Origin of the sequence: Rathayibacter sp. AY1F6 (genome assembly GCF_002932035.1) — a bacterium.
GTDB lineage: Bacteria > Actinomycetota > Actinomycetes > Actinomycetales > Microbacteriaceae > Rathayibacter.
In genome coordinates this window covers 284,715-302,717 of the sequence record NZ_PSVD01000002.1, presented here as the reverse complement: position 1 = coordinate 302,717, position 18,003 = coordinate 284,715, and the positions used below count along the sequence as shown (strand labels likewise).

Sequence of the window (18,003 nt, the reverse complement as noted above, 5' to 3'; positions counted from 1 at the left end):
CGGGCCGCGCGCCTCCCGGCGGCGAGGATCCGGCGCCGCTTCCCGACCGCTCTCGTTCCGAAGGACTCGGCATGGCTCCCCCACCCCTGACTCTCCCGACCGCGCCGCCGAGGAGAGGTCGACTCGGCACCGGCTTCCGCGCCCGAGTACTCGCTCCCTATGCGATGCTCGCACCGGCGATCGTGCTCTTCGCCGCCTTCATGGCCGCGCCGATCCTCTACACCGTCATGCTCAGCTTCCAGAAGAAGCAGGCCGTTGGGCTCGGCCTGGGTTCCGGCGGCCGGAAGCAGGTCTTCGCCGGCATCGAGAACTACCTCGGGTCGCTCAGCGATCCGGAGTTCGGGGCCAGCGTCGGACGGGTGCTCCTCTACGGGCTCGTCCTCATCCCGTGCATGCTCGGTCTCGCGCTCCTCTTCGCTCTCCTCCTCGACGCGAGGCGGGCCCGTGCGGTCTCGTTCTCGAGGGTCTCGATCTTCCTGCCTTACGCCGTACCGGCCGTCATCTCCTCGCTGCTCTGGGGATTCCTCTACCTGCCGGCCGTCTCGCCTTTCGCGTACGTGATTGAGCGGCTGGGCGGGGAAGCCCCCGACATCCTGTCCTCCGGCGCCGTCGTCTTCGGGATCGCGAACATCGCGCTCTGGGGCGGCGTCGGATTCAACATGATCGTCATCCACACCGCCCTCGAGGCCATTCCCTCCGACGTCTACGAGGCGGCACGGATCGACGGGGCGAGCGATCTGCAGATCGCGCTGCGCATCAAGATCCCGATCGTCACCCCCGCTCTGGTGATGACGGCGCTCTTCTCGATGGTCGCAACTCTGCAGGTGTTCGCCGAGCCGACGACGCTGCGACCGCTGACCAACAGCCTCTCGACCTCCTGGTCCCCGCTGATGCTCGTCTACCGGGACGCGTTCACCCGCGACGACATCCACTCCGCCGCCGCGACCTCCGTCGTGATCGCGCTCGCCAGTTTCGCCGTCTCCTTCCTCTTCCTCCGGGTCGTGCAGAAGCGAGCCTTCGGACAGGAGGACTGATCCGTGCCCGGCATCCTTCAGCGGCCCCCCGCCCGCACCGTCGGGCGGACACGGTCCAGGACCGCACGCCGCGACCCCGATCGCGGACGTCCGGGCTGGATCGCGACGACGATCCTGCTGATCGGCGCCGTCTACTGCCTCTTCCCCGTGCTGTGGGTGGTGACGGCGTCCACGAAGAGCGGCGGCGAGCTCTTCTCCACCTTCACGCTCGCGCCCGGCTCGCATCTGATCGACAACGTGGTCGCTCTCGCGCAGTACCGGGGAGGTCTGTTCTGGCGCTGGATGCTGAACACCGCGCTCTACGCGGGCGTCGGTGCAGTGGCCTCTACCTGGGTATCGGCACTGTCGGGATACGTGCTCGCGAAGTTCGACTTCCCAGGCAGGAAGGGCGTCTTCGCCGTCCTGCTGATGGGCGTCCTCGTCCCCGGCGTGATCCTCGCGATCCCTCAGTACTTCCTGCTGGCCGAGGTGGGGCTGACCAACTCGTTCTGGGGAGTGCTGCTGCCGCAGATCATCAGCCCCTACGGCATCTACCTCGCGCGGATCTACGCCGCGGCCGCCGTGCCGACGGAGGTCATCGAGGCCGCCCGGACCGACGGCGCCCGGGAGATGGGGATCTTCACCCGGATCGCCGTTCCGATGCTCCTGCCGGGGCTGGTGACGATCTTCCTCTTCCAGTTCGTCGCGATCTGGAACAACTTCATGCTGCCGTACATCATGCTCGGCGACGACTCGCTCTTCCCGCTCACGGTCGGCCTGAACGGGCTGCTCAACCAGGGCGCCTCCGCGCCGGCGCTCTACACGCTGGTCATCACCGGGGCACTCCTCTCGATCCTGCCGCTGATCGCGATGTTCCTCGTCCTGCAGCGGTTCTGGCGGGTCGACCTGGCGGCCGGGGCGGTGAAGTGACGCGGATGCCTTCGCGCGGAAGAGGCGGGACGCCCTCACGCCCCACGATTCAGGACGTCGCTGTCGAGGCCGGTGTCTCGCGCGGGACGGTCTCGCGCGTGCTGAACGGCGGAAGATGGGTCAGCCCCGAAGCGCACGCGCGAGTGGAGGCGGCGATCACGAGGACCGGCTACCGCGCCAATCCCCACGCCCGGAGCCTGTCCCGCAGCCGCACCGACACGGTGGCCTTCCTCCTCACGGAGGACGCGCGCTCGCTCTTCGAGGATCCGAACTTCGCCACTCTGCTCCGAGGCGCCTCAGCCGCACTCGCGGAGCACGACGTCGCCCTCGTCCTCATCCTCGCGGGGACGGAGCACGAGCAGAGGCGAGCCCTCGCCTACATCGACGCGGGCCACGTCGACGGGGTCCTGCTCATCTCCGCCCACGTCGGCGCACGGCTGCTCACGGACATCCAGAGATCCTCAGTGCCGGCCATCGCCTGCGGCGTGCCGGTCGGCTACGAGAAGCGCATGGGCTACGTCGCCGCCGACGACGAGGAGGGAGCGCGGGAGATGGTCGCTCATCTGCGGAGCCTCGGACGCTCGCGCATCGCCACGATCGCCGGACCGCCCGACACTACGGGAGGGATCGCGCGGCTCGCGGGCTACCGCGCGGAGGTGGGCGGTGCGGAGGCGGTGGAGTTCGGCGACTACGGACGGGCCGGTGGGGCCACTGCGATGGAGGCGCTTCTCGCCGCGCATCCCGACATCGACGCCGTCTTCGCCGCCAACGACCGCATGGCAGCAGGCGCTATCGACGCACTCGCCCGGCTCGGCAAGCGTGTGCCGGAGGACGTCGCCGTCGGCGGATTCGACGATTCGGCCGTCGCCCTCACGACGGACCCGCCGCTGACGACCATGCGGCAGCCCTTCGAGCGGATCAGCGCGGAGATGGTCCGCCTCCTCCTGCAGGCGATCGAGGGGGAGCGCCCGGCTGCCATCACCCTGCCTACGGACCTGGTGAGGCGCGGGTCGACCCAGCCCGGCGTGAGCCCCTGACGACGGCGGTGCCGGTCTGGGCCTCGCGATCACCCGGGCGATCCTCGCCCGGGCAGGCGGGACCGTCACCGTCTCGACGTCGTTCACCCGGCCCGCCGGGGGCCGGTCTTCACGGCGACCCTCTCGGTACCGGTCTGACGGCGACTGCCCGGCAGCGGTCATCATGGGAGGCGTGCGCCGGTGGTCGGGTCCGACACCGCAGCACGGGCAGGAGGGAGCGGGAGTGGTCCGGACCCTCGTCCTCACCGCCGTCGCGGCAGCCCTCCTCGCCGCCGCCTGGCACGCGATCGGACCCTCGCGCCCGGTCTTCGCCGCGGTCGCGCAGATGGTCCTCACCGGCTGGGCGGCACTGACCTTCGGTGCGCGCACCCGTCCGCTCGAGCAGTCCTGGTTCGACGTGGGCCGCCGCGAGCCGACGGTGCTGCGGGCGCTCGGGGTCGGCGTCTTCGGTCGGCTGCTCGACGTCGTCGGGTGGAACCGCCTCGTCACCCGCGAGCGCGGCTTCGACGGCACGCGCGCGGGGCTGGCCGCTCTCGATCAGCACACCCGCCGCTCCGAGGCGGTGCACGTCGCGTGCACGGCAGTCGGAGTCGCGCTCGCCCTCGCCGCGACAGTCACGGGTGCGACGGGCGGCGCGGCCTGGCTGCTCGGGTCGACGATCGCCGTTCAGCTCTACCCCGCGCTGCTGCAGCGGCTGGTGCGGGCGCGCATCCAGCGGGCGGGGCGGGCGGCGCGCGGTGCGCTTCACGTCGCGGACTCGGGAGACAGCGCCCCCGGCGGCGGACCGACCACGGCTCTGGAAGGGCAGTGATCACGGGGTCACCGACGCGCCGCGATCGTCACCGGGATCGGCCAGGGGATGGCGGCGCGCAAGGACATCGCGAGCCACGTCGGGCGGATCGCGCCGGTCGTCCTCCGCCGCCGTCAGCAGGAGAGCGAGGGCCGTGTCGGCGGGGACCCGCTGCGCTGCGCTGATGAAGCCGACGGCCTGCAGCACGGCGATCGTCCCCGGCGTGAGCGGGGCGCGGGACGCCGCCCAGCGACGGACCTCGGCGTCGTCCGTGTCCCCGGTCAGAGCGTCGGCCAGGGGGCGTGGAGGGAGGCCATGGGCGGGCCGGTCAGTGTCCGAAGCCGTGCTCGAGCTCGACGTCGAAGGTGATGTCGTCCTCGCTCGGCTGCACGGGGAACACTCCCGTGAGCGCCCTGGTGCGTTCGCGGATGCGGGCGACCTCGGCCGTGTTGTCCGGCTCGGGGAGATCGGAGGGAGTGGTCTCGGCGACCAGGGCGGCGCCGGCGTTGAGCAGGAACACCGCCTGCACGGTGCCGCCGTCGGCGCCGATGCCGGTGTACTCCACGCGGTCCGCCGTGCTGCTCGCGGCGAGGGCGACGCCGTACTCGACCAGAGCGTCCGCCGCGTCGTCTCCCACGAGGATCGTCTTGTTCGCGAAGAGGAGGTGCTTCATGCCCCCAGCGTGCGCAGCGCCGAGGCCGACGGGGGAGAGACTTGACAGCTCCTGGGGCGGTCGACAGACGCGACCGCGGCACCCGGTGACGCCCGGTCGTCCTCGGCGTCGCCGAGACGGCACCCGTGGCGTCGGCCGTCCTCTGAGCAGGTCCTCGTCACAGGAACGTGGATCGACGGACCCGTGCTGATGTCGGCCGCCGAGACACCCGGCCGAGAGCAGGGCGACGTGACAGGCGGTGTCAGCGGACCATTCGCCGACGCCCGCGCCGCTTCTCCCCTCTGAGGATCAGGGCCGCGAGGAACGCGGCGAGGAGTGCGCCGATGGTGTTCATGAACCAGTCGTTCGTGTCGCAGGAGCGGCCGATCGCCGGAACGCCCGCCTGGACCACCTCGATCAGGGCGGACAGGCCGGAGACGGCGGCGGCGACGAGCAGGGGCCGGCCGACCGCGACCGCGAGCAGCAGGGCCCCGGGGAGCAGGAGCGCGATGTTCGCGAGGGTGTCGATGCCGTCGAACGGCACCGAGAACTGCACGGTGCAGAAGACCCGCGGCGTCCCATCGGGCGGATACACGGTCAGCGCGATCCCCACGACGAAGGCGAGCGCGGCGAGGACGAGAAGAGACCTTTCCGCGCCGCGCCGGTGCAGCAGCCAGGCGATCGCCGTGACCACCGCGACCGCGATCCAGAAGGCGATCGGGACGAGCGCGGCGTGGTCGACGAGGAACGTGCTGATCACGGTGCTCCGCTCCGAGGTGTCGGGGTGGCGGGAGAGGAAGAGGTCTTCCGTTGACGGACGGCCCGCTCACTCCAGGTCGGCCTGTGCCGACGGCCGGCAGGCCTTCGGCGCGAGTCAGCTCCGGAGGGGAGAGCCTGCTGCGTCGAAGCGGTAGCCGCCGAAGGCGCCGCTGAGCAGCGGGCGCGCCGTCGCGATCGCGGCCTGGACCCGGGGGAGGGCGAGGGAGGCCCGATGCGCCTCGGCGCTCTCCCACAGCTCGACGACGAAGACGGTGTCGGGCTGCTCGTCGTCGACCCCGACCTCGTAGAGCAGGCAGCCGGCGTCGACGAGGTCGTCGTTGTGCTCGGTGAGGACGGCGACGAGCTCGTCGCGTCTGCCGGGGACGGCCCCGAGGGTGCCGACGTTCACGAAGGTCATGCCGCGAGGGTACCGCCGAGGACACCGGCGGCGGGTGGCCGTCCCGACGGTCGGAGTGCGGTCGGGACGTCACGCTGGACGGAGTCGCCGTGCTCCCGCCTGCGACCCGCAGACCGATCGCGCTCGGCCCGAGGCCACTCCCGCTCGGGAGGATCGCCTCGCGAGAGAGGATCTTCGGTGGTCTCCGCGACCCCCGTCGTGTCCCACCGGCCAGGCATGGGCGTGCTCGGACCGACGTAGAGCGCCCGATCAGCCGGCGGGCCTGCTGAACAGATTGACGACGTTCCCGTCCGGGTCGCGGACGAGGGCGGAGCGGTTGCCCCACGGCATGGTGCTCGGCGGGAGCACCACGTCCTCGCTCCGGTGTGCGAGCTCGGCGAAGGCGCGGTCGACGTCGGGCACCTCGAACTCGAGAAGGACGGAGCGGTTCGACGCGGGGACGACGGCGCCGTCGAGCATCGCGACCGTCGAGGTGTGGGCGATCGCGAGGGTCGCGCCCGCTCCCGTGAACTGCGCGAAGACCGGCGCCGGGCGCTCGGCCGGTCGGCCGACGACCTGCTCGTAGAAGGCGACGAGGGCGTCGAGGTCGTCGGTGACGATGCGGAGGGAGGTGAACGACATGGGGCTCCTTGAGGGGCGGGGACGAGGTGGAGGCACCAGGCTCGCCGGTCGTCGCGACATCGTCCTGTCGGTGTTTCCGCAGATCGTCCGCGACTCCGCGAGGTCCGCGGCGGCCGTCCCCGGAGAGGATCAGTCGTCGACGACGGACCGCAGCCGTCCGTACTGGAGCGCGAGGTCCTCGGCTCGCAGGGTGCGCTGCGGAGGCCGCTCGTCGGTCACCTCGACCGACAGCATCCGGTCGCCGCGGAACGCCCTGACCCCCTCCCGCAGCCGGCACCACGCGATCAGGTACCAGTGCTCCTCCTTCCCGATCGAGCCGAGCGGTTCGACGTCTCGGACCGATTCCGCGCCGCTGCTGTCGCGGTAGCGGAGCCGGACGACACGATCCGCTCGGAGGGCCGTCGCGAACTCCGCCGGGACGACCGCCTCCTCCTCGCTCTCGAGGAACTGCACCCGGGAGGCGATCGCGCCGGCGCGGGCGGCCACGTCGTCCGGCAGGACCGCGAGCGTCTTCCGGGCAGCGGTCCTGGCTGCCTGCCGGAACGGACTGCGCTGCAGCGCGCTGAGGCCGATCAGCACGGCGACGGCCTCCTCCACCGTGAATCCGGCCGGCCCGAGGGTCGCGGACGCGTCGATGACGTAGCCGCCCGTGCGGCCGGGCTCCGCCCAGATCGGCAGACCCGCCTGCTGCAGCGCGGACAGGTCCCGCTCGATGGTCCGCACCGACACCTCGAACCGCTCGGCGAGACGGCGCGCGCTCCGCGGCCGGGGCGAGACCGCCCGCAGCTCCTCGACGAGCCCGTACAGACGATCGGTGCGGTTCACCCGACCATCATCCGCCCGGGGCCGCCGCGAGCGGCCGCAGCGCTGAGCTCAGTACTGCGCCTGCTCGTGCACCTCGACCGAGCCGTAGAGGGGGGCGCGTCGGGCGTACCGCACGGCGTCGTCCCGGGTCGGGCAGTCGAGCAGGTAGTAGCCGACGAGGGCGGACCGCTCCTCCGCTCGGGACGGGGCCGGAGTGCCGCCTTCTCTTCGCGCCGCGGTGAGATCCGTCTCGACGGAGACGTCCCCGGAGGCGTCGGCGAAGCGTCCGGAGTCGACGAGGACGCCGTCCGCCTTCAGCGACGCGTCGTAGTCCGCCCAGGCCGCGTAGTCCTCGGGCGCATCGCCCCCGGCGTAGCTGCCGTCCGACCGCATCACGAGCATGACCTTCATCGCGCCTCCTGGTCCATCCGACCACCGTTCCCCCGGCGGCCGCCTCCGCGGTCGGATCGCCCCCGGGAACCGGCGCGCCGAGCCTCCGACCATTCTGGGTCGAGGCGACCGTGCAGGGAAGGGATCGCTACGGAGCGGGATCGTCCGCGTCGAGGGCCTGCTGGAGGAGCCGGAGCGCCTTCGGCCCGACTCCGTGGAGGGTTCCGAGACGGTCGAGGCCCACCCGCCTCACGTCGTCCACATCGTGCACGCCCGCGTCCTCGAGCGCACGGGTGGCCGGGGCGCCGACGGCGGGAAGCGGTCGCGGATCCATACGTCCGACACTACGAACCGGACGACCGTGCCGACAGCCGATCATTCGGCGACTTCTGGCGGCGGGTGATTCCGGCGGCTGCCGTCACGACAGCAGCGGCGGCGAAGGCCACCGTCGTGCGCCTCGTGGTCGTGGTCCCGGGTGGATGGAGGGCCCCCGGCCGAGGTCGTCCGCTCAGGCCGCGGGAGCCGGACGCGGAGGCGCCGTGCTGCCACGTTCGACGATCTCAGGGCCGAGGAGGCGCACGACGTACGCCTCCTCGGTGTCGGTCGCGCCTTCGATCCGGCGGACGAGCTGACGCACCGCCATGCTCCCTAGCCGGTCGGGTGCGCTCTCCACGAAGGAGTAGGGGAGCGAGAAGGTGCGCGCGAACTCCTCCGAGAACCGGCCGAGCACGGAGACGTCCTCCGGGCTCCTCGTGCTCCGCGCTCCCAGAACGCTCGGAAGTGCCGCTGCGGCCGCCTCGTTGTTGACGAGCAGGCCCGTCGCCCGAGGGTGCGCGTCGAGCAGGTCTCCGAGCGCCCGGCCGACGTCCGGCTGGGTGGAGGGCGCGAACGACGTGTGCAGTCGGATGCCGTGGGCGTCGGCGGCCTCGAGAGCGGCGTCCTGCAGGCGCCAGACGTAGGCGCCGCCGCGATCGACGACGTGCTGGGGCGGGGACACGAGCACGAGCTCCCGATGCCCGAGGGCGTGGAAGTGCTCGATCATCGCGCGACCGGTCTCCTCGAAGTCGAGGTCGAAGACGTCGACGCCGGAGCAGTCCCTCGGCAGGCCGACGAGGGCGCCCGGCTGCCGGGCGTTGCGCAGGATGTCCAGCCGCGGATCGTCCACGGCGACGTTGAGCAGGACGATCCCGTCGACCATGCGGGAGTCGCTGATGCGTCGCAGGGCGCTCGTGCCGTCGGCGTCGGTGACCAGCAGGATGTCGTATCCGAGCTCGCGGGCCATGTTCGAGACGCCGAGGGTGTACTGCAGCATCGCGGGGGCGAACTCGTCCTCGAGGAACTGCGCCAGCAGGCCGATGACCCGGGTCTGCGAGGTCGCCAGCGATCGCGCGCCCGCGTTGGGCGTGAACTCCAGGCGACGAGCCGCAGCGAGCACTCGCCGGCGCACTTCGGCCGAGATCGGGCGGTTGCCCGAGAACGCGTAGGACGCGGTGCTGCGGGAGACGCCCGCTTCGCGGGCGACGTCTGCGATGGTGGCCACTGTCGTTCTCCTCGGAGGCTGTCGGACGGCGAGGACCGGTCGGACTGCTGCCGGCTCTCCGCTCAGGTGCAGGAGAGCACGCGGCGGTCGCACCTCATGCTCCTGCATCCAGGGGCCGCTGCCGGTCCGGGTGGGGGGCGCCCCAGCTGCGCCCAGCCTGCCGTGGCATGCCCCGCACACGCTCGAGGCGCCCCGTACGGATACGGGGCGCCTCGAGGTCCGGGTCAGTTCAGGGTGAACTGGACGGTGGTGGTGTTCCCGGCGACGTCGTGGACGACCATGGTGTTGGCACCCTTGACCGCGCCGAAGACGCCCGGCTTGATGAAGTTCACGTCGGACCACGCGTTGTCGGTGAGATCCTTCACGCGACCGTTGATGACCGCCCTGTCGATCCTGCCCGCGTCGTACAGCTTGAAGCTCACCTGGTCGTAGACGCCCTTCTCACCGGTGGTGAAGGAGGGCTCGGTCTTGACCGTGGCCGTCGGCGCCGTGCTGTCCAGCGTCACCGCGAAGGTCTTCGTGGGCGCGATGTTGCCCGCGAGATCCTCCGCGTTGTACTTGACGGTGTAGTTCCCGTCGGGCAGCTGCACCGTGGCCGAGTGCGATCCGGTCCTCGCTCCACCGGCGACCGGGGACTGCGTGCTCGTGACGAGCTTGCCGTCCTTGTAGATGTTGGCCACGATGCGCTTCAGTCCGCGGTCGTCCGTCGCGTCGACCTGGACGGCCAGTGCGGAGAAGGGGCCCGCCGTGGTGGGCGACACCAGCGTGACCGCCGGCTTGGTCGTGTCGGCGACGGCGACCGGCGTGAGCGTCCAGAACCGGTCGGCGGTCTGGGCGTCGGTCGCGGTGCTGGTGGTGGCTCCGTCGGTTCCGAGCACGATGGTCCCGTTCCGGTTGTTCCCCGAGGAGTCCTGGAGCGCGGCTCCGGACGCCTCGTCGAACGCGTACTGCGCGACGGTGCCCGCCGCCGCCCGGCCGCCGGCCAGAGCGGCCACGTCGGCCGCGGACAGCGCCCGGTCGTAGACGGCGAAGTCGTCGATCGCGCCGTCGTAGGCCGGGTCCCCGTACTGCGACTTGCCCAGGTAGTTCCGGTTGGTGTTCCCGAGAGCCGACGGCTTCACCGTCATGTTCGGGTTCGTGGCGACGACCGTGCCGTTGAGGTACATCGTGCCCTGCGTGCCCGAGACGGTGACGACCACGTTCGACCACTGGTTGAGCGGGAAGTTCTGACCGCCGTAGGTCAGTCGCTGCTCGCCCCCGGCGCCGGTGTTCGTGATGGCGAACCGCGGTCCGGCGCCCCCGGCGTTGAGGGAAAGGAACATGTTGACGTTCTGGCCCGTGCCGAAGTCGAAGACGCGGGAGTAGTTCGTCAGCGACGCCGGCTTGATCCAGGTCGAGACCGACCAGTCGCCGGTGAGTCCGCTGACGATTCCGCTGGGGAGCGAACCGTACGACGCCGTCTTGCAGAAGTCCAGTGCCGTGCCGAACCTGCCCGGCTGGCGGGCTCCGCTGACCTGGCAGTTGGAGGTCGGTGCGCCGTCGGACCACTGGATGACCGCAGCGCCCGCGTCCTTGCTCAGGTTGAGGACCCCGAGCGTCTTGCCCGTCGCGTAGTTCGCGAGGCGGACCTTCCCCTTCCCGTCGGGGATGAGCTGCCAGAGCTGCTCGTCTCCGCCGTTCGCGTCGGCGATCACCGCGGCTGCTCCGTTGGACGTCGCGGCGCCGGCGATGGTCAGGGCGCGTCCGCTGGGCGTGTGGATGACGCGGTAGAGGCCCTGGCCCGCTGCCGTGATCCTCCACGCTTGTCCGGTCGAGGTCGCGGAGTCGGCCTGGACGACCGGCGTCCCGTTCGCGGTCGCGCCGCCCTGCGTGGCGAGCTGCAGACCGGAGTTCGCGTTGCCCACGGTGTAGTCGCCCGCCAGGCTGGTCGGGCTCTTCTCCGGGGTGACGATCACCTGGTAGCCGTAGGTCGGGTTCATCACGATGGGCACCGTGATCGATCCGTCGCTGGCGACCTCGTAGGTCGTGTTCGAGATGGTGACCGGGCCGTCGGTCTTCACCGTGCGGCCGTAGGAGGCGGTGAAGTCCACCTGGACGTCGACCTTCGAGCCGAGCGACAGCTCGTCGAGCCCGTTGACCTTGATGGACGTGGCTCCGGTGTTGCCGCCGGCGATGACGCGCACTTCGTCGCCCTCGTCGCTGACGGAGGCGGCGCCGTCGAGCGGGCTCTCGTTCGACGGCGGCGTGGTGGTCACCATCTGGCCGCTCATCTGGGCGTACCAGGTGTAGAGCCAGTACGCGCCGTTGGGGTCGCCGTTCCGTCCGGTGAGGAGGTCGCCCAGGGCGCCCGACTGGTTCCAGAACGGGAGCTCGGCGCGGGTGATCCCGTAGCGCTCGAGCTTCGCGATGTAGCCGACCAGCGGGCCGGACAGGCCGACCTCGGCGGGTGCCGCGTACTCGGTGATGTCGATGGGCGGCTCGGGGAGGTCGAGGTCGTCGAGGATGGCCCGGACCTTCTCGACGTCGCCCTTGATCTTCGAGGAGCGGATCAGCTCGTGCCACTCGAGGACGTCCGGGAGGGTGTCGGTCGCCTTCGCGTGCTCGTAGAACGCGCGCATGTTCGTGATGTTGTCGGAGTAGGCGGGGCCCTGGATCGGCATCTCGGGGTCGAGGGTGCGGATCAGACGGTAGGTCTCGGTCCAGAGATCGAAGAAGGAGCCGTTCGACGCCTGCCAGGTGATATCGGGCTCGTTCCAGATGGCATAGGCGACGATATTCGTCTTGCCGGACGCCTGGGTGTCCTGGACCATCTTCTCGACGGCCGGGAGCCAGGAGGCCTTGTCGTATCGATAGGGCCAGCCGGGCAGGTAGTCCACCAGGCGGACGACGACGCCCGCACCGGCCGACTTCGCGGTGTCTGCGACCGACAGGGCGTCACCGGTCGGCTGCTGGGTGCCCCCCTCGGGCTTCTGCACGAAGGTGTGCGGCTTGATGGGGAGGATCTTGTCGAGGGACGGGACGCCGGCGCTCGCCAGTCCGTATAGGGACCCGCTGGCCATGTGAGTGACGGGACGGAAGGGCTGGTCGGCCTCCACGACGAGCGTGGCTGCGGCTCCGGGTGCCGCTTCCGCGGGAGCGCCCACGGCGAGGACGCTCCCCGCTGCGACGACCGCCGCTGAGACGACTGCTGCGAGGACACGACGCCCGCGGATCCTACGGCGCTGTCGCCGGTCGGCATCCGTGGGAGGCGTCTCGCGTAGAGCGATGGATCTGTTCATCTGCTGTATCTCCATTGATCGAGCGATTGGTCGAACCTGTCCGCCCAGTGCTGCATAGATCATCGAACCGGTTCGATGTGGATTAAAGCATTAACTGGCCGAGGCCTCAATACCTCTGAGCTCTTCGAGCCTTTCGCGCCTGATGCGACATGATGCGTTCGTATCTTTCCGACACCTCTGCACCAGAAGTTGCGAAAGCTTATGAGGACCGTCGAGTGACGCAGGAAAGAGCTGTCGACGGCGTCTCGTCCTGGGCGCGTCTCACGGGGAGGACCGTGCGGGAGCGGATCCTGGCTGGGCCGCATCGTCCAAGGTCTCGGCCCGGACCGTTCACCGGGGCGGGGTCGAGGGAGAAGCCCCTCCGCCGCGACGAGCGGCAGAGCAGCGACCCTCAAGCGGTTCGGACCTCTACCGTTGCACCCGTGCCTCTCCTTCTCGCCGACCTGCTGTCGTGAGAGCGCTCGTCGCCTGGCTCGAGCACCGCCAGATCCCGCTCTACCTCGCCGCGATCGCCGCCGGCGCCGCTCTCGGACTGCTGCTGCCCGCCGCGCACCACCTCGAGGTCGCGATCGAACCGGTGCTCGCGCTGCTGCTGTTCGCCACGTTCCTCGGGGTCCCGTTCGCCGCGATCGGACGGTCTCTGCGCGACGGCCGCTTCCTCGCCGCGGTCGGGGTGCTGAACTTCGTCGTCGTGCCGCTCGTCGCCTACGGGCTGTCCCGATTCGTCGCCGACACTCCGGTGCTGCTGTTCGGGGTCCTCCTGGTGCTCCTGACGCCGTGCATCGACTACGTGATCGTGTTCGCCGGGCTCGCCGGAGGGGCGTCCGACCGGCTGCTCGCCGCCGCACCGCTGCTGATGCTCGCGCAGATCCTCCTCCTCCCCGTGTATCTGCTGCTCTTCATCGGTCCTGCGGGGGTGGCGGTGGTCGACGCCGGTCCGTTCGCGCGGGCGTTCCTGCTGCTGATCGTGGTGCCGTTGTCTGCGGCCGGGCTGGTGCAGGCCCTGGCGCGCCGACACAGAGCCGGCCGAATCGTCGAGTTCACGATGCTCGGGCTCATGGTGCCGCTCATGACGGCCACGCTCTTCACCGTCGTCGCCTCCCAGGCCGGCGCCGTGGGCGCCTCGGCCGGCCGGCTTCTCGTCCTCGTCCCGCTCTACGCGGGATTCCTCGTGGTCATGACCGCTCTGGGGCTGGGTGCTGGACGCGTCTTCCGGCTCGACGTGCCCGCGACGCGCGCCCTCGTGTTCAGCGGCGCGACCCGCAACTCGCTCGTCGTGCTGCCCCTCGCACTCGCGCTCCCGGCACCGCTGTCGCTCGCGCCCGTCGTCGTCGTCACGCAGACTCTCGTGGAACTCGTCGGCATGGTCGTCCTCGTCCGACTGCTCCCTCGGCTCGCCCGAGACCGAGCAGCGCGGGCCGGCCCGGTCTGAGGCGGACTCACCAGCGCCCGAGACGACTCGGGCCTGCAGAAGGGCCGCCCGGGGAGTCGCCCGGGAGGTGCTCGCCGGTCAGTCCTTCTCCGGTCTGCCCGCAGTCCCCGCGTCAGCGGGCTCATCGGCCGGGGCGACAGGAGCTGCGGACTCGACCGCGGTGGGCTGGACCTCGGCTGATCTCGCATTCCTGGCGGCGAGGCGCTTCTTCTGGGACTTGCCGGTGCTGAACGGGCTCACCCACAGCCAGGAGAAGCGCCGCAGCGACTGGAAGATGAACAGCGACGCCCAGAGGGAGAACACCGTCAGGGCGACCGGGAAGACCGTCGCCGGAAGGGGTGGGACATTCGTCTCGCCGAGCAGGGGGACGAATGCGACGACGACAGCGATCACGAAGAGGTGCAGGAGGTAGATCTGGAAGCTCTGCTGCCCCATGGTGACGAAGATCTTCAGTGCGCGGACCTTGACGAGGTACTGGGAGCCGGCGATGCCCGCGATGATCGCGACCGAACTGGCGATCAGGATGACGCCCGGAATGCGGTTGGCGTCGAAGGCGACGATCACCGCGATGATGCCGAGGTAGGCCACCGCGAGCGCGAGCGCCTGCCAGAGCTTCACGCGAGCGGCGAAGCGGTAGAACGTGCGGGGGATGAACATCGCCACGAGGAAGAAGATGAAGTTCTGGAGCACCCGGTCCCAGCCGATGTTGTCGGTGTCCAGCAGGCCGGTGGTCGTCGCCGCGACGGCCAGCAGCCCGGCCACCGAGAGCTGGATCCACCGGGGCACCTTGCGGATCAGCCAGGCGAGGATGCTGAAGATCGCGAGAGCCCAGATGAACCAGTAGCTGCTCGACGGCAGGATGGGGAGCACCAGCACGTTGAGCGGGTCCGTCGGCGAGGTCGCCTCCGACCGTGAGAACGGGACGATGAGGTAGAAGACGACCCGGATGAACGACCACAGCAGGTAGAGGTACACCAGCGCGAGGACTCTGCGGCGCCACAGTTCGGCGAACGTCCACGTCAGCATCCGGGCGGCCGTGAGGCCCGCGATGAAGAAGAACACGGGCATGGGGAAGTAGAGGAGCACGGTCCGGAGCTTCGGGACGTACCCCGCGAGGTCGAAGAATCCGAGGAACAACGACGAGTGGTAGAGCACGACGAGGCTGATCGCGACGCCCTTGGCGAAGTCGATCCACTCCCGCGACTCGGGGCGCTTCACCACGGCGCCGGTCGCACTCGACCCGGTCATCCGCCGCTCCTCGCGTGGGCGCACACGGCGCGATCACTGTTCACCGATTGCTGCGGATCCATTGCGCCCCCAAGATGCTGAATACGAATCGGCTGCGAATGAGCCCCGATTCATTCCCCGTACGGGTTTTGAGAGTACGGGAAAGAATCCGATCGCGGACGAATCGCTGGAGCATCGAGGCGGCCGGGGGGGTCCGGACGCCTCGCAGACACCGGACGACGTCCTGTCCGTGGAGTCGCCCGCTCCACGCCGGAGGGCCTTCGGCTCGATCCGAGCGACGTCGGTCGGTCCGCGACCGTAGACGAATGAACCGTGGAGGGACGCCGTGACGACACTTTCGTCCAGTTCCACGGGTTCGCGACCCGAAGGATGAGACGAAATCGGCCCGCGGCCAGGACACCCCGACCTCTCCGGCATACTCCATGAAGTGAACGACGCCACCACTGCCCCCAGTCTCGACGGCCGCGAGTTCGTGATGACCTCCTCGACCAACAGCGCGGTCGACCCGGAGTCGCCGTCGCGGTTCCGCTACTCCGAGCGCGACGGAGTTGTCTGGGGCGACTACGTCGGCGACACCGTGACCTTCGGCCGGTTCGTGGGCACGCGCACGGGTGACGCCCTGCAGGTCTCGTTCGTGCACCAGCTGATCGACGGCGGGACCGTGGTCAGCGGCACCGGCGGCAGCCGGGTCGAGCTCGACGGCGAAGGCCTGCTGCGGCTCGTCGAGGAGTTCGAGATCGACGGCGACGACCACGTCAGCATCTGCGTCGAGGTCTGACGCTCAGCGCGCCGCGTCGCGGCCGTTCCCCGCGGTGGTGAACCGCGTCATGCCGAGCCGGTTCGTCGATCCGGAGCGGTCGGGGATGTCGGAGGGCAGCAGGTAGGCCTTGCGCACCACCTCGTCGAGCACGACGACCGAGACCACCGACTTCACCTCGGGCCGGGCCGCGACCACGCCGGTGACGAAGTCGTGCACGCCGCCGATGTCGAGCGAGCGGACCAGGAGCATCGCGTCGTGCTCGCCGGTCGTGATGCAGCAGTACTCGACGTCGGGCATCTGGAGGATGCCCTCGCGGAACCGGTGCCACGACTGCGGGTGCACCGTCACGAACACCAGGGCGCAGACGTCGAGCCCCACCTTCCCCGGATCGACCAGGGCCGAGAATCCGGTGATGACGCCGGATGCGGTGAGCTGCTCGACCCGGTTGTAGACACTCGCCCGCGAGACGTTCACCCGCTCGGCCAGGGCGGACATCGAGATGCGCCCGTTCTCGCGCAGGACGGCGAGGATGCGCAGATTGAGGTCGTCGAGCCCGCCCGCGCTTTGTCCAGCGACCGCACCGGCGGCCGGATCGGTGATCGACATAATCCACTCCTTCATCGCTGCGGGCGGCAGTTCGTCCACGATAGCGGCCCTCTGGAAACGGAGTGCGTCGCGATGTGCCATCGTTTCGCAACACGTCCAGCCGAACCCTCGCCAGGAGGCCTCCATGGTTGTCCGCTCCACCCGCACCCCGCGCTCCGCCCCGACGCGAGTGGTGATCGCCGCTGCGGCGGTCTCCCTCGCCCTTCTGGTGGCGGGCTGCTCCTCGGGCCGCGTCGACACCGCCGACGGCAGTAGCGCGACGCTCACCATCAACAAGGCGTTCGACCTGAAGACCGCCGACCCGGGCCGCATGTACGAGCCGACCGGCCAGATGGTCGACAAGGCGCTCTACGAGACCCTCCTCACCTTCGAGGGCGGCGACGTCTCGCAGGTCGTCGACGGCCTCGCGAGCCTCGAGCAGTCCGACGACGCGAAGACCTTCACCCTCACCCTGAACGGCGAGCACACCTTCTCGGACGGCACCGCGATGACCGCCGACGACGTGGTGTTCTCGCTGCAGCGCGTGATCGGCCTCAAGGGCAACCCCTCGTTCCTCCTCGACGGCGTCACCGTCACGAAGAAGGACGACACGACGGTGGTGCTGACCACCGAGAACCCCACGCCCGCCCTGCCGGCGATCCTGGCGAACTCGGCGCTCGGCATCCTGAACTCGAAGGTCGTGAAGGAGAACGGCGGCACCACCGACGAGACCGACACCGCCGAGACGTTCCTCAACACCACCTCCGCCGGCTCCGGCCCGTACGTGCTCGACACGCTCGACCTCGCCTCGCAGGTCGTGCTGACCGCGAACGAGAACTACGACGGCGACGCCCCGGGCTACGGCCGCGTGGTCATCCAGAACGTCGAGGGTGCGACCCAGAAGATCAACGTCGAGGGCGGCAGCGCCGATGTGGCGCTGGACCTCTCGGGCACTCAGGCGGAGGCGCTCGGCGACTCGGTCGCGGTGACCAGCGACCCGTCGGCGAACGTGATCTTCCTGCTGCTCAACCAGAACCCGAGCGTCTCGGCGATCACGTCGAACCCCGACTTCGTGAAGGCCGTGAAGGAGGCCGTCGACTACGACGACCTCGTCTCGATCGCCGGCAACGGCACCGCCCAAGCGTCCGGCGTCATCCCGAGCATGCTGCTCGGCGCCCTGCCCGAGAGCGGCGCGCTCACCCAGGACCTCGACGCCGCGAAGGCGGACCTCGCGAAGAGCGGCTACGCCGGCGAGTCCGTGACGCTCAACTTCCCGAGCGACATCAGCCTGAACGGCATCGACTTCCCGACCATCGCGCAGCGCATCCAGTCGCAGCTCAAGGACGCCGGCATCACCGTCGAGCTCGCCCCGGCCCCCGTCGCCACCGAGCTCGACGCCTACCGCAACGGCACCGAGACCATGGGCCTCTGGTACTGGGGCCCGGACTACCCGGACCCGAGCGACTACCTCGTCTTCACCCCGGGCGACGTCGTGGGCCTCCGCTCCGGCTGGACCGACGGTGCGGCCCCCGCGATCTCGGCGCTGGCCGACGCCGCGGCCACCGGCGGCAGCGACGACGAGCGTCAGTCGCGCTTCGAGGAGCTGCAGACCGCGCTGAACGCCGACGGCCCCTTCATCCCGCTGCTCCAGCCCGGCAACAACATCGCCGCGGCGAAGGACGTCTCGGGTGTCGTCTACAACGCGGTGTGGACCATCGACATCGCGGCCCTCACCGCGCAGTAGCC

The 18,003-nt window shown here is 70.2% G+C and carries 19 protein-coding genes; 7 read left to right on the top strand and 12 right to left on the bottom strand.

The features are described from left to right. Nucleotides 1-71 precede the first annotated feature (71 nt). The 4 genes from C5C44_RS03550 (at nucleotide 72) to C5C44_RS03535 (ending at nucleotide 3,791) form a co-directional block, all read left to right on the top strand. Entirely contained in the window at nucleotides 72-1,034 is a 963-nt protein-coding gene (locus C5C44_RS03550) for a carbohydrate ABC transporter permease (RefSeq protein ID WP_104335302.1), read from the top strand. A 99-nt stretch (nucleotides 1,035-1,133) separates the two neighbouring features. Continuing rightward, entirely contained in the window at nucleotides 1,134-1,943 is an 810-nt protein-coding gene (locus C5C44_RS03545; protein WP_258062243.1) for a carbohydrate ABC transporter permease, read from the top strand. A 5-nt stretch (nucleotides 1,944-1,948) separates the two neighbouring features. Then, a complete protein-coding gene (locus C5C44_RS03540; protein WP_104223277.1) occupies nucleotides 1,949-2,980 on the top strand; it encodes a LacI family DNA-binding transcriptional regulator in 1,032 nt (343 codons plus the stop codon). 223 nt (nucleotides 2,981-3,203) lie between these two features. Further along, complete coding sequence (locus tag C5C44_RS03535; protein ID WP_104327189.1) at nucleotides 3,204-3,791, top strand: hypothetical protein; 588 nt, start codon at nucleotides 3,204-3,206, stop codon at nucleotides 3,789-3,791. On the opposite strand, the gene C5C44_RS03530 is transcribed toward C5C44_RS03535, so the two are convergent. The 10 genes from C5C44_RS03530 to C5C44_RS16910 all read right to left on the bottom strand — a co-directional run bounded on the left by C5C44_RS03530 (nucleotide 3,792) and on the right by C5C44_RS16910 (nucleotide 12,097). Then, a complete protein-coding gene (locus tag C5C44_RS03530; RefSeq protein ID WP_104226536.1) occupies nucleotides 3,792-3,977 on the bottom strand; it encodes a hypothetical protein in 186 nt (61 codons plus the stop codon). It lies immediately after the preceding gene. 121 nt (nucleotides 3,978-4,098) lie between these two features. Further along, on the bottom strand, nucleotides 4,099-4,443 hold the full coding sequence (locus tag C5C44_RS03525) for a hypothetical protein (RefSeq protein ID WP_104309647.1): 345 nt from the start codon (nucleotides 4,441-4,443) through the stop codon (nucleotides 4,099-4,101). A gap of 241 nt (nucleotides 4,444-4,684) precedes the next feature. Next, complete coding sequence (locus tag C5C44_RS03520) at nucleotides 4,685-5,182, bottom strand: VanZ family protein (RefSeq protein WP_104327190.1); 498 nt, start codon at nucleotides 5,180-5,182, stop codon at nucleotides 4,685-4,687. Between the two features lie 114 nt (nucleotides 5,183-5,296). Continuing rightward, complete coding sequence (locus tag C5C44_RS03515; protein ID WP_104226533.1) at nucleotides 5,297-5,599, bottom strand: putative quinol monooxygenase; 303 nt, start codon at nucleotides 5,597-5,599, stop codon at nucleotides 5,297-5,299. Between the two features lie 249 nt (nucleotides 5,600-5,848). Beyond that, on the bottom strand, nucleotides 5,849-6,220 hold the full coding sequence (locus tag C5C44_RS03510; protein ID WP_104335301.1) for a VOC family protein: 372 nt from the start codon (nucleotides 6,218-6,220) through the stop codon (nucleotides 5,849-5,851). Between the two features lie 129 nt (nucleotides 6,221-6,349). Next, on the bottom strand, nucleotides 6,350-7,045 hold the full coding sequence (locus C5C44_RS03505; RefSeq protein ID WP_104335300.1) for a YafY family protein: 696 nt from the start codon (nucleotides 7,043-7,045) through the stop codon (nucleotides 6,350-6,352). A gap of 48 nt (nucleotides 7,046-7,093) precedes the next feature. Beyond that, nucleotides 7,094-7,435 (bottom strand): YciI family protein, encoded by a 342-nt coding sequence (locus tag C5C44_RS03500; RefSeq protein WP_181132689.1) that lies wholly within the window; start codon nucleotides 7,433-7,435, stop codon nucleotides 7,094-7,096. Between the two features lie 127 nt (nucleotides 7,436-7,562). Continuing rightward, entirely contained in the window at nucleotides 7,563-7,748 is a 186-nt protein-coding gene (locus tag C5C44_RS03495; RefSeq protein ID WP_104335298.1) for a DNA-binding protein, read from the bottom strand. A gap of 174 nt (nucleotides 7,749-7,922) precedes the next feature. Next, complete coding sequence (locus C5C44_RS03490; RefSeq protein ID WP_104226529.1) at nucleotides 7,923-8,954, bottom strand: LacI family DNA-binding transcriptional regulator; 1,032 nt, start codon at nucleotides 8,952-8,954, stop codon at nucleotides 7,923-7,925. A 224-nt stretch (nucleotides 8,955-9,178) separates the two neighbouring features. Continuing rightward, entirely contained in the window at nucleotides 9,179-12,097 is a 2,919-nt protein-coding gene (locus C5C44_RS16910) for a LamG-like jellyroll fold domain-containing protein (RefSeq protein WP_219827823.1), read from the bottom strand. A gap of 586 nt (nucleotides 12,098-12,683) precedes the next feature. On the opposite strand from C5C44_RS16910, the gene C5C44_RS03480 reads away from it, so the two are divergent. Continuing rightward, the gene (locus C5C44_RS03480) at nucleotides 12,684-13,664 is read left to right on the top strand and encodes an arsenic resistance protein (protein ID WP_104335297.1); all 981 of its coding nucleotides are present in this window, start codon (nucleotides 12,684-12,686) and stop codon (nucleotides 13,662-13,664) included. Nucleotides 13,665-13,742: 78 nt separating this feature from the next. Here C5C44_RS03480 and C5C44_RS03475 read toward each other — a convergent pair whose 3' ends face one another. Continuing rightward, the gene (locus C5C44_RS03475; protein ID WP_104260246.1) at nucleotides 13,743-14,912 is read right to left on the bottom strand and encodes an acyltransferase; all 1,170 of its coding nucleotides are present in this window, start codon (nucleotides 14,910-14,912) and stop codon (nucleotides 13,743-13,745) included. Nucleotides 14,913-15,339: 427 nt separating this feature from the next. Here C5C44_RS03475 and C5C44_RS03470 point away from each other — a divergent pair, with 427 nt between their 5' ends. Then, nucleotides 15,340-15,690 (top strand): hypothetical protein, encoded by a 351-nt coding sequence (locus C5C44_RS03470; protein WP_258059427.1) that lies wholly within the window; start codon nucleotides 15,340-15,342, stop codon nucleotides 15,688-15,690. Nucleotides 15,691-15,693: 3 nt separating this feature from the next. On the opposite strand, the gene C5C44_RS03465 is transcribed toward C5C44_RS03470, so the two are convergent. Next, nucleotides 15,694-16,278: an Lrp/AsnC family transcriptional regulator gene (locus C5C44_RS03465; RefSeq protein WP_104223259.1), complete on the bottom strand. Its 585-nt coding sequence runs from the start codon at nucleotides 16,276-16,278 to the stop codon at nucleotides 15,694-15,696. Between the two features lie 124 nt (nucleotides 16,279-16,402). Here C5C44_RS03465 and C5C44_RS03460 point away from each other — a divergent pair, with 124 nt between their 5' ends. Continuing rightward, on the top strand, nucleotides 16,403-18,001 hold the full coding sequence (locus tag C5C44_RS03460; RefSeq protein ID WP_104335296.1) for an ABC transporter substrate-binding protein: 1,599 nt from the start codon (nucleotides 16,403-16,405) through the stop codon (nucleotides 17,999-18,001). Nucleotides 18,002-18,003: the final 2 nt, after the last annotated feature.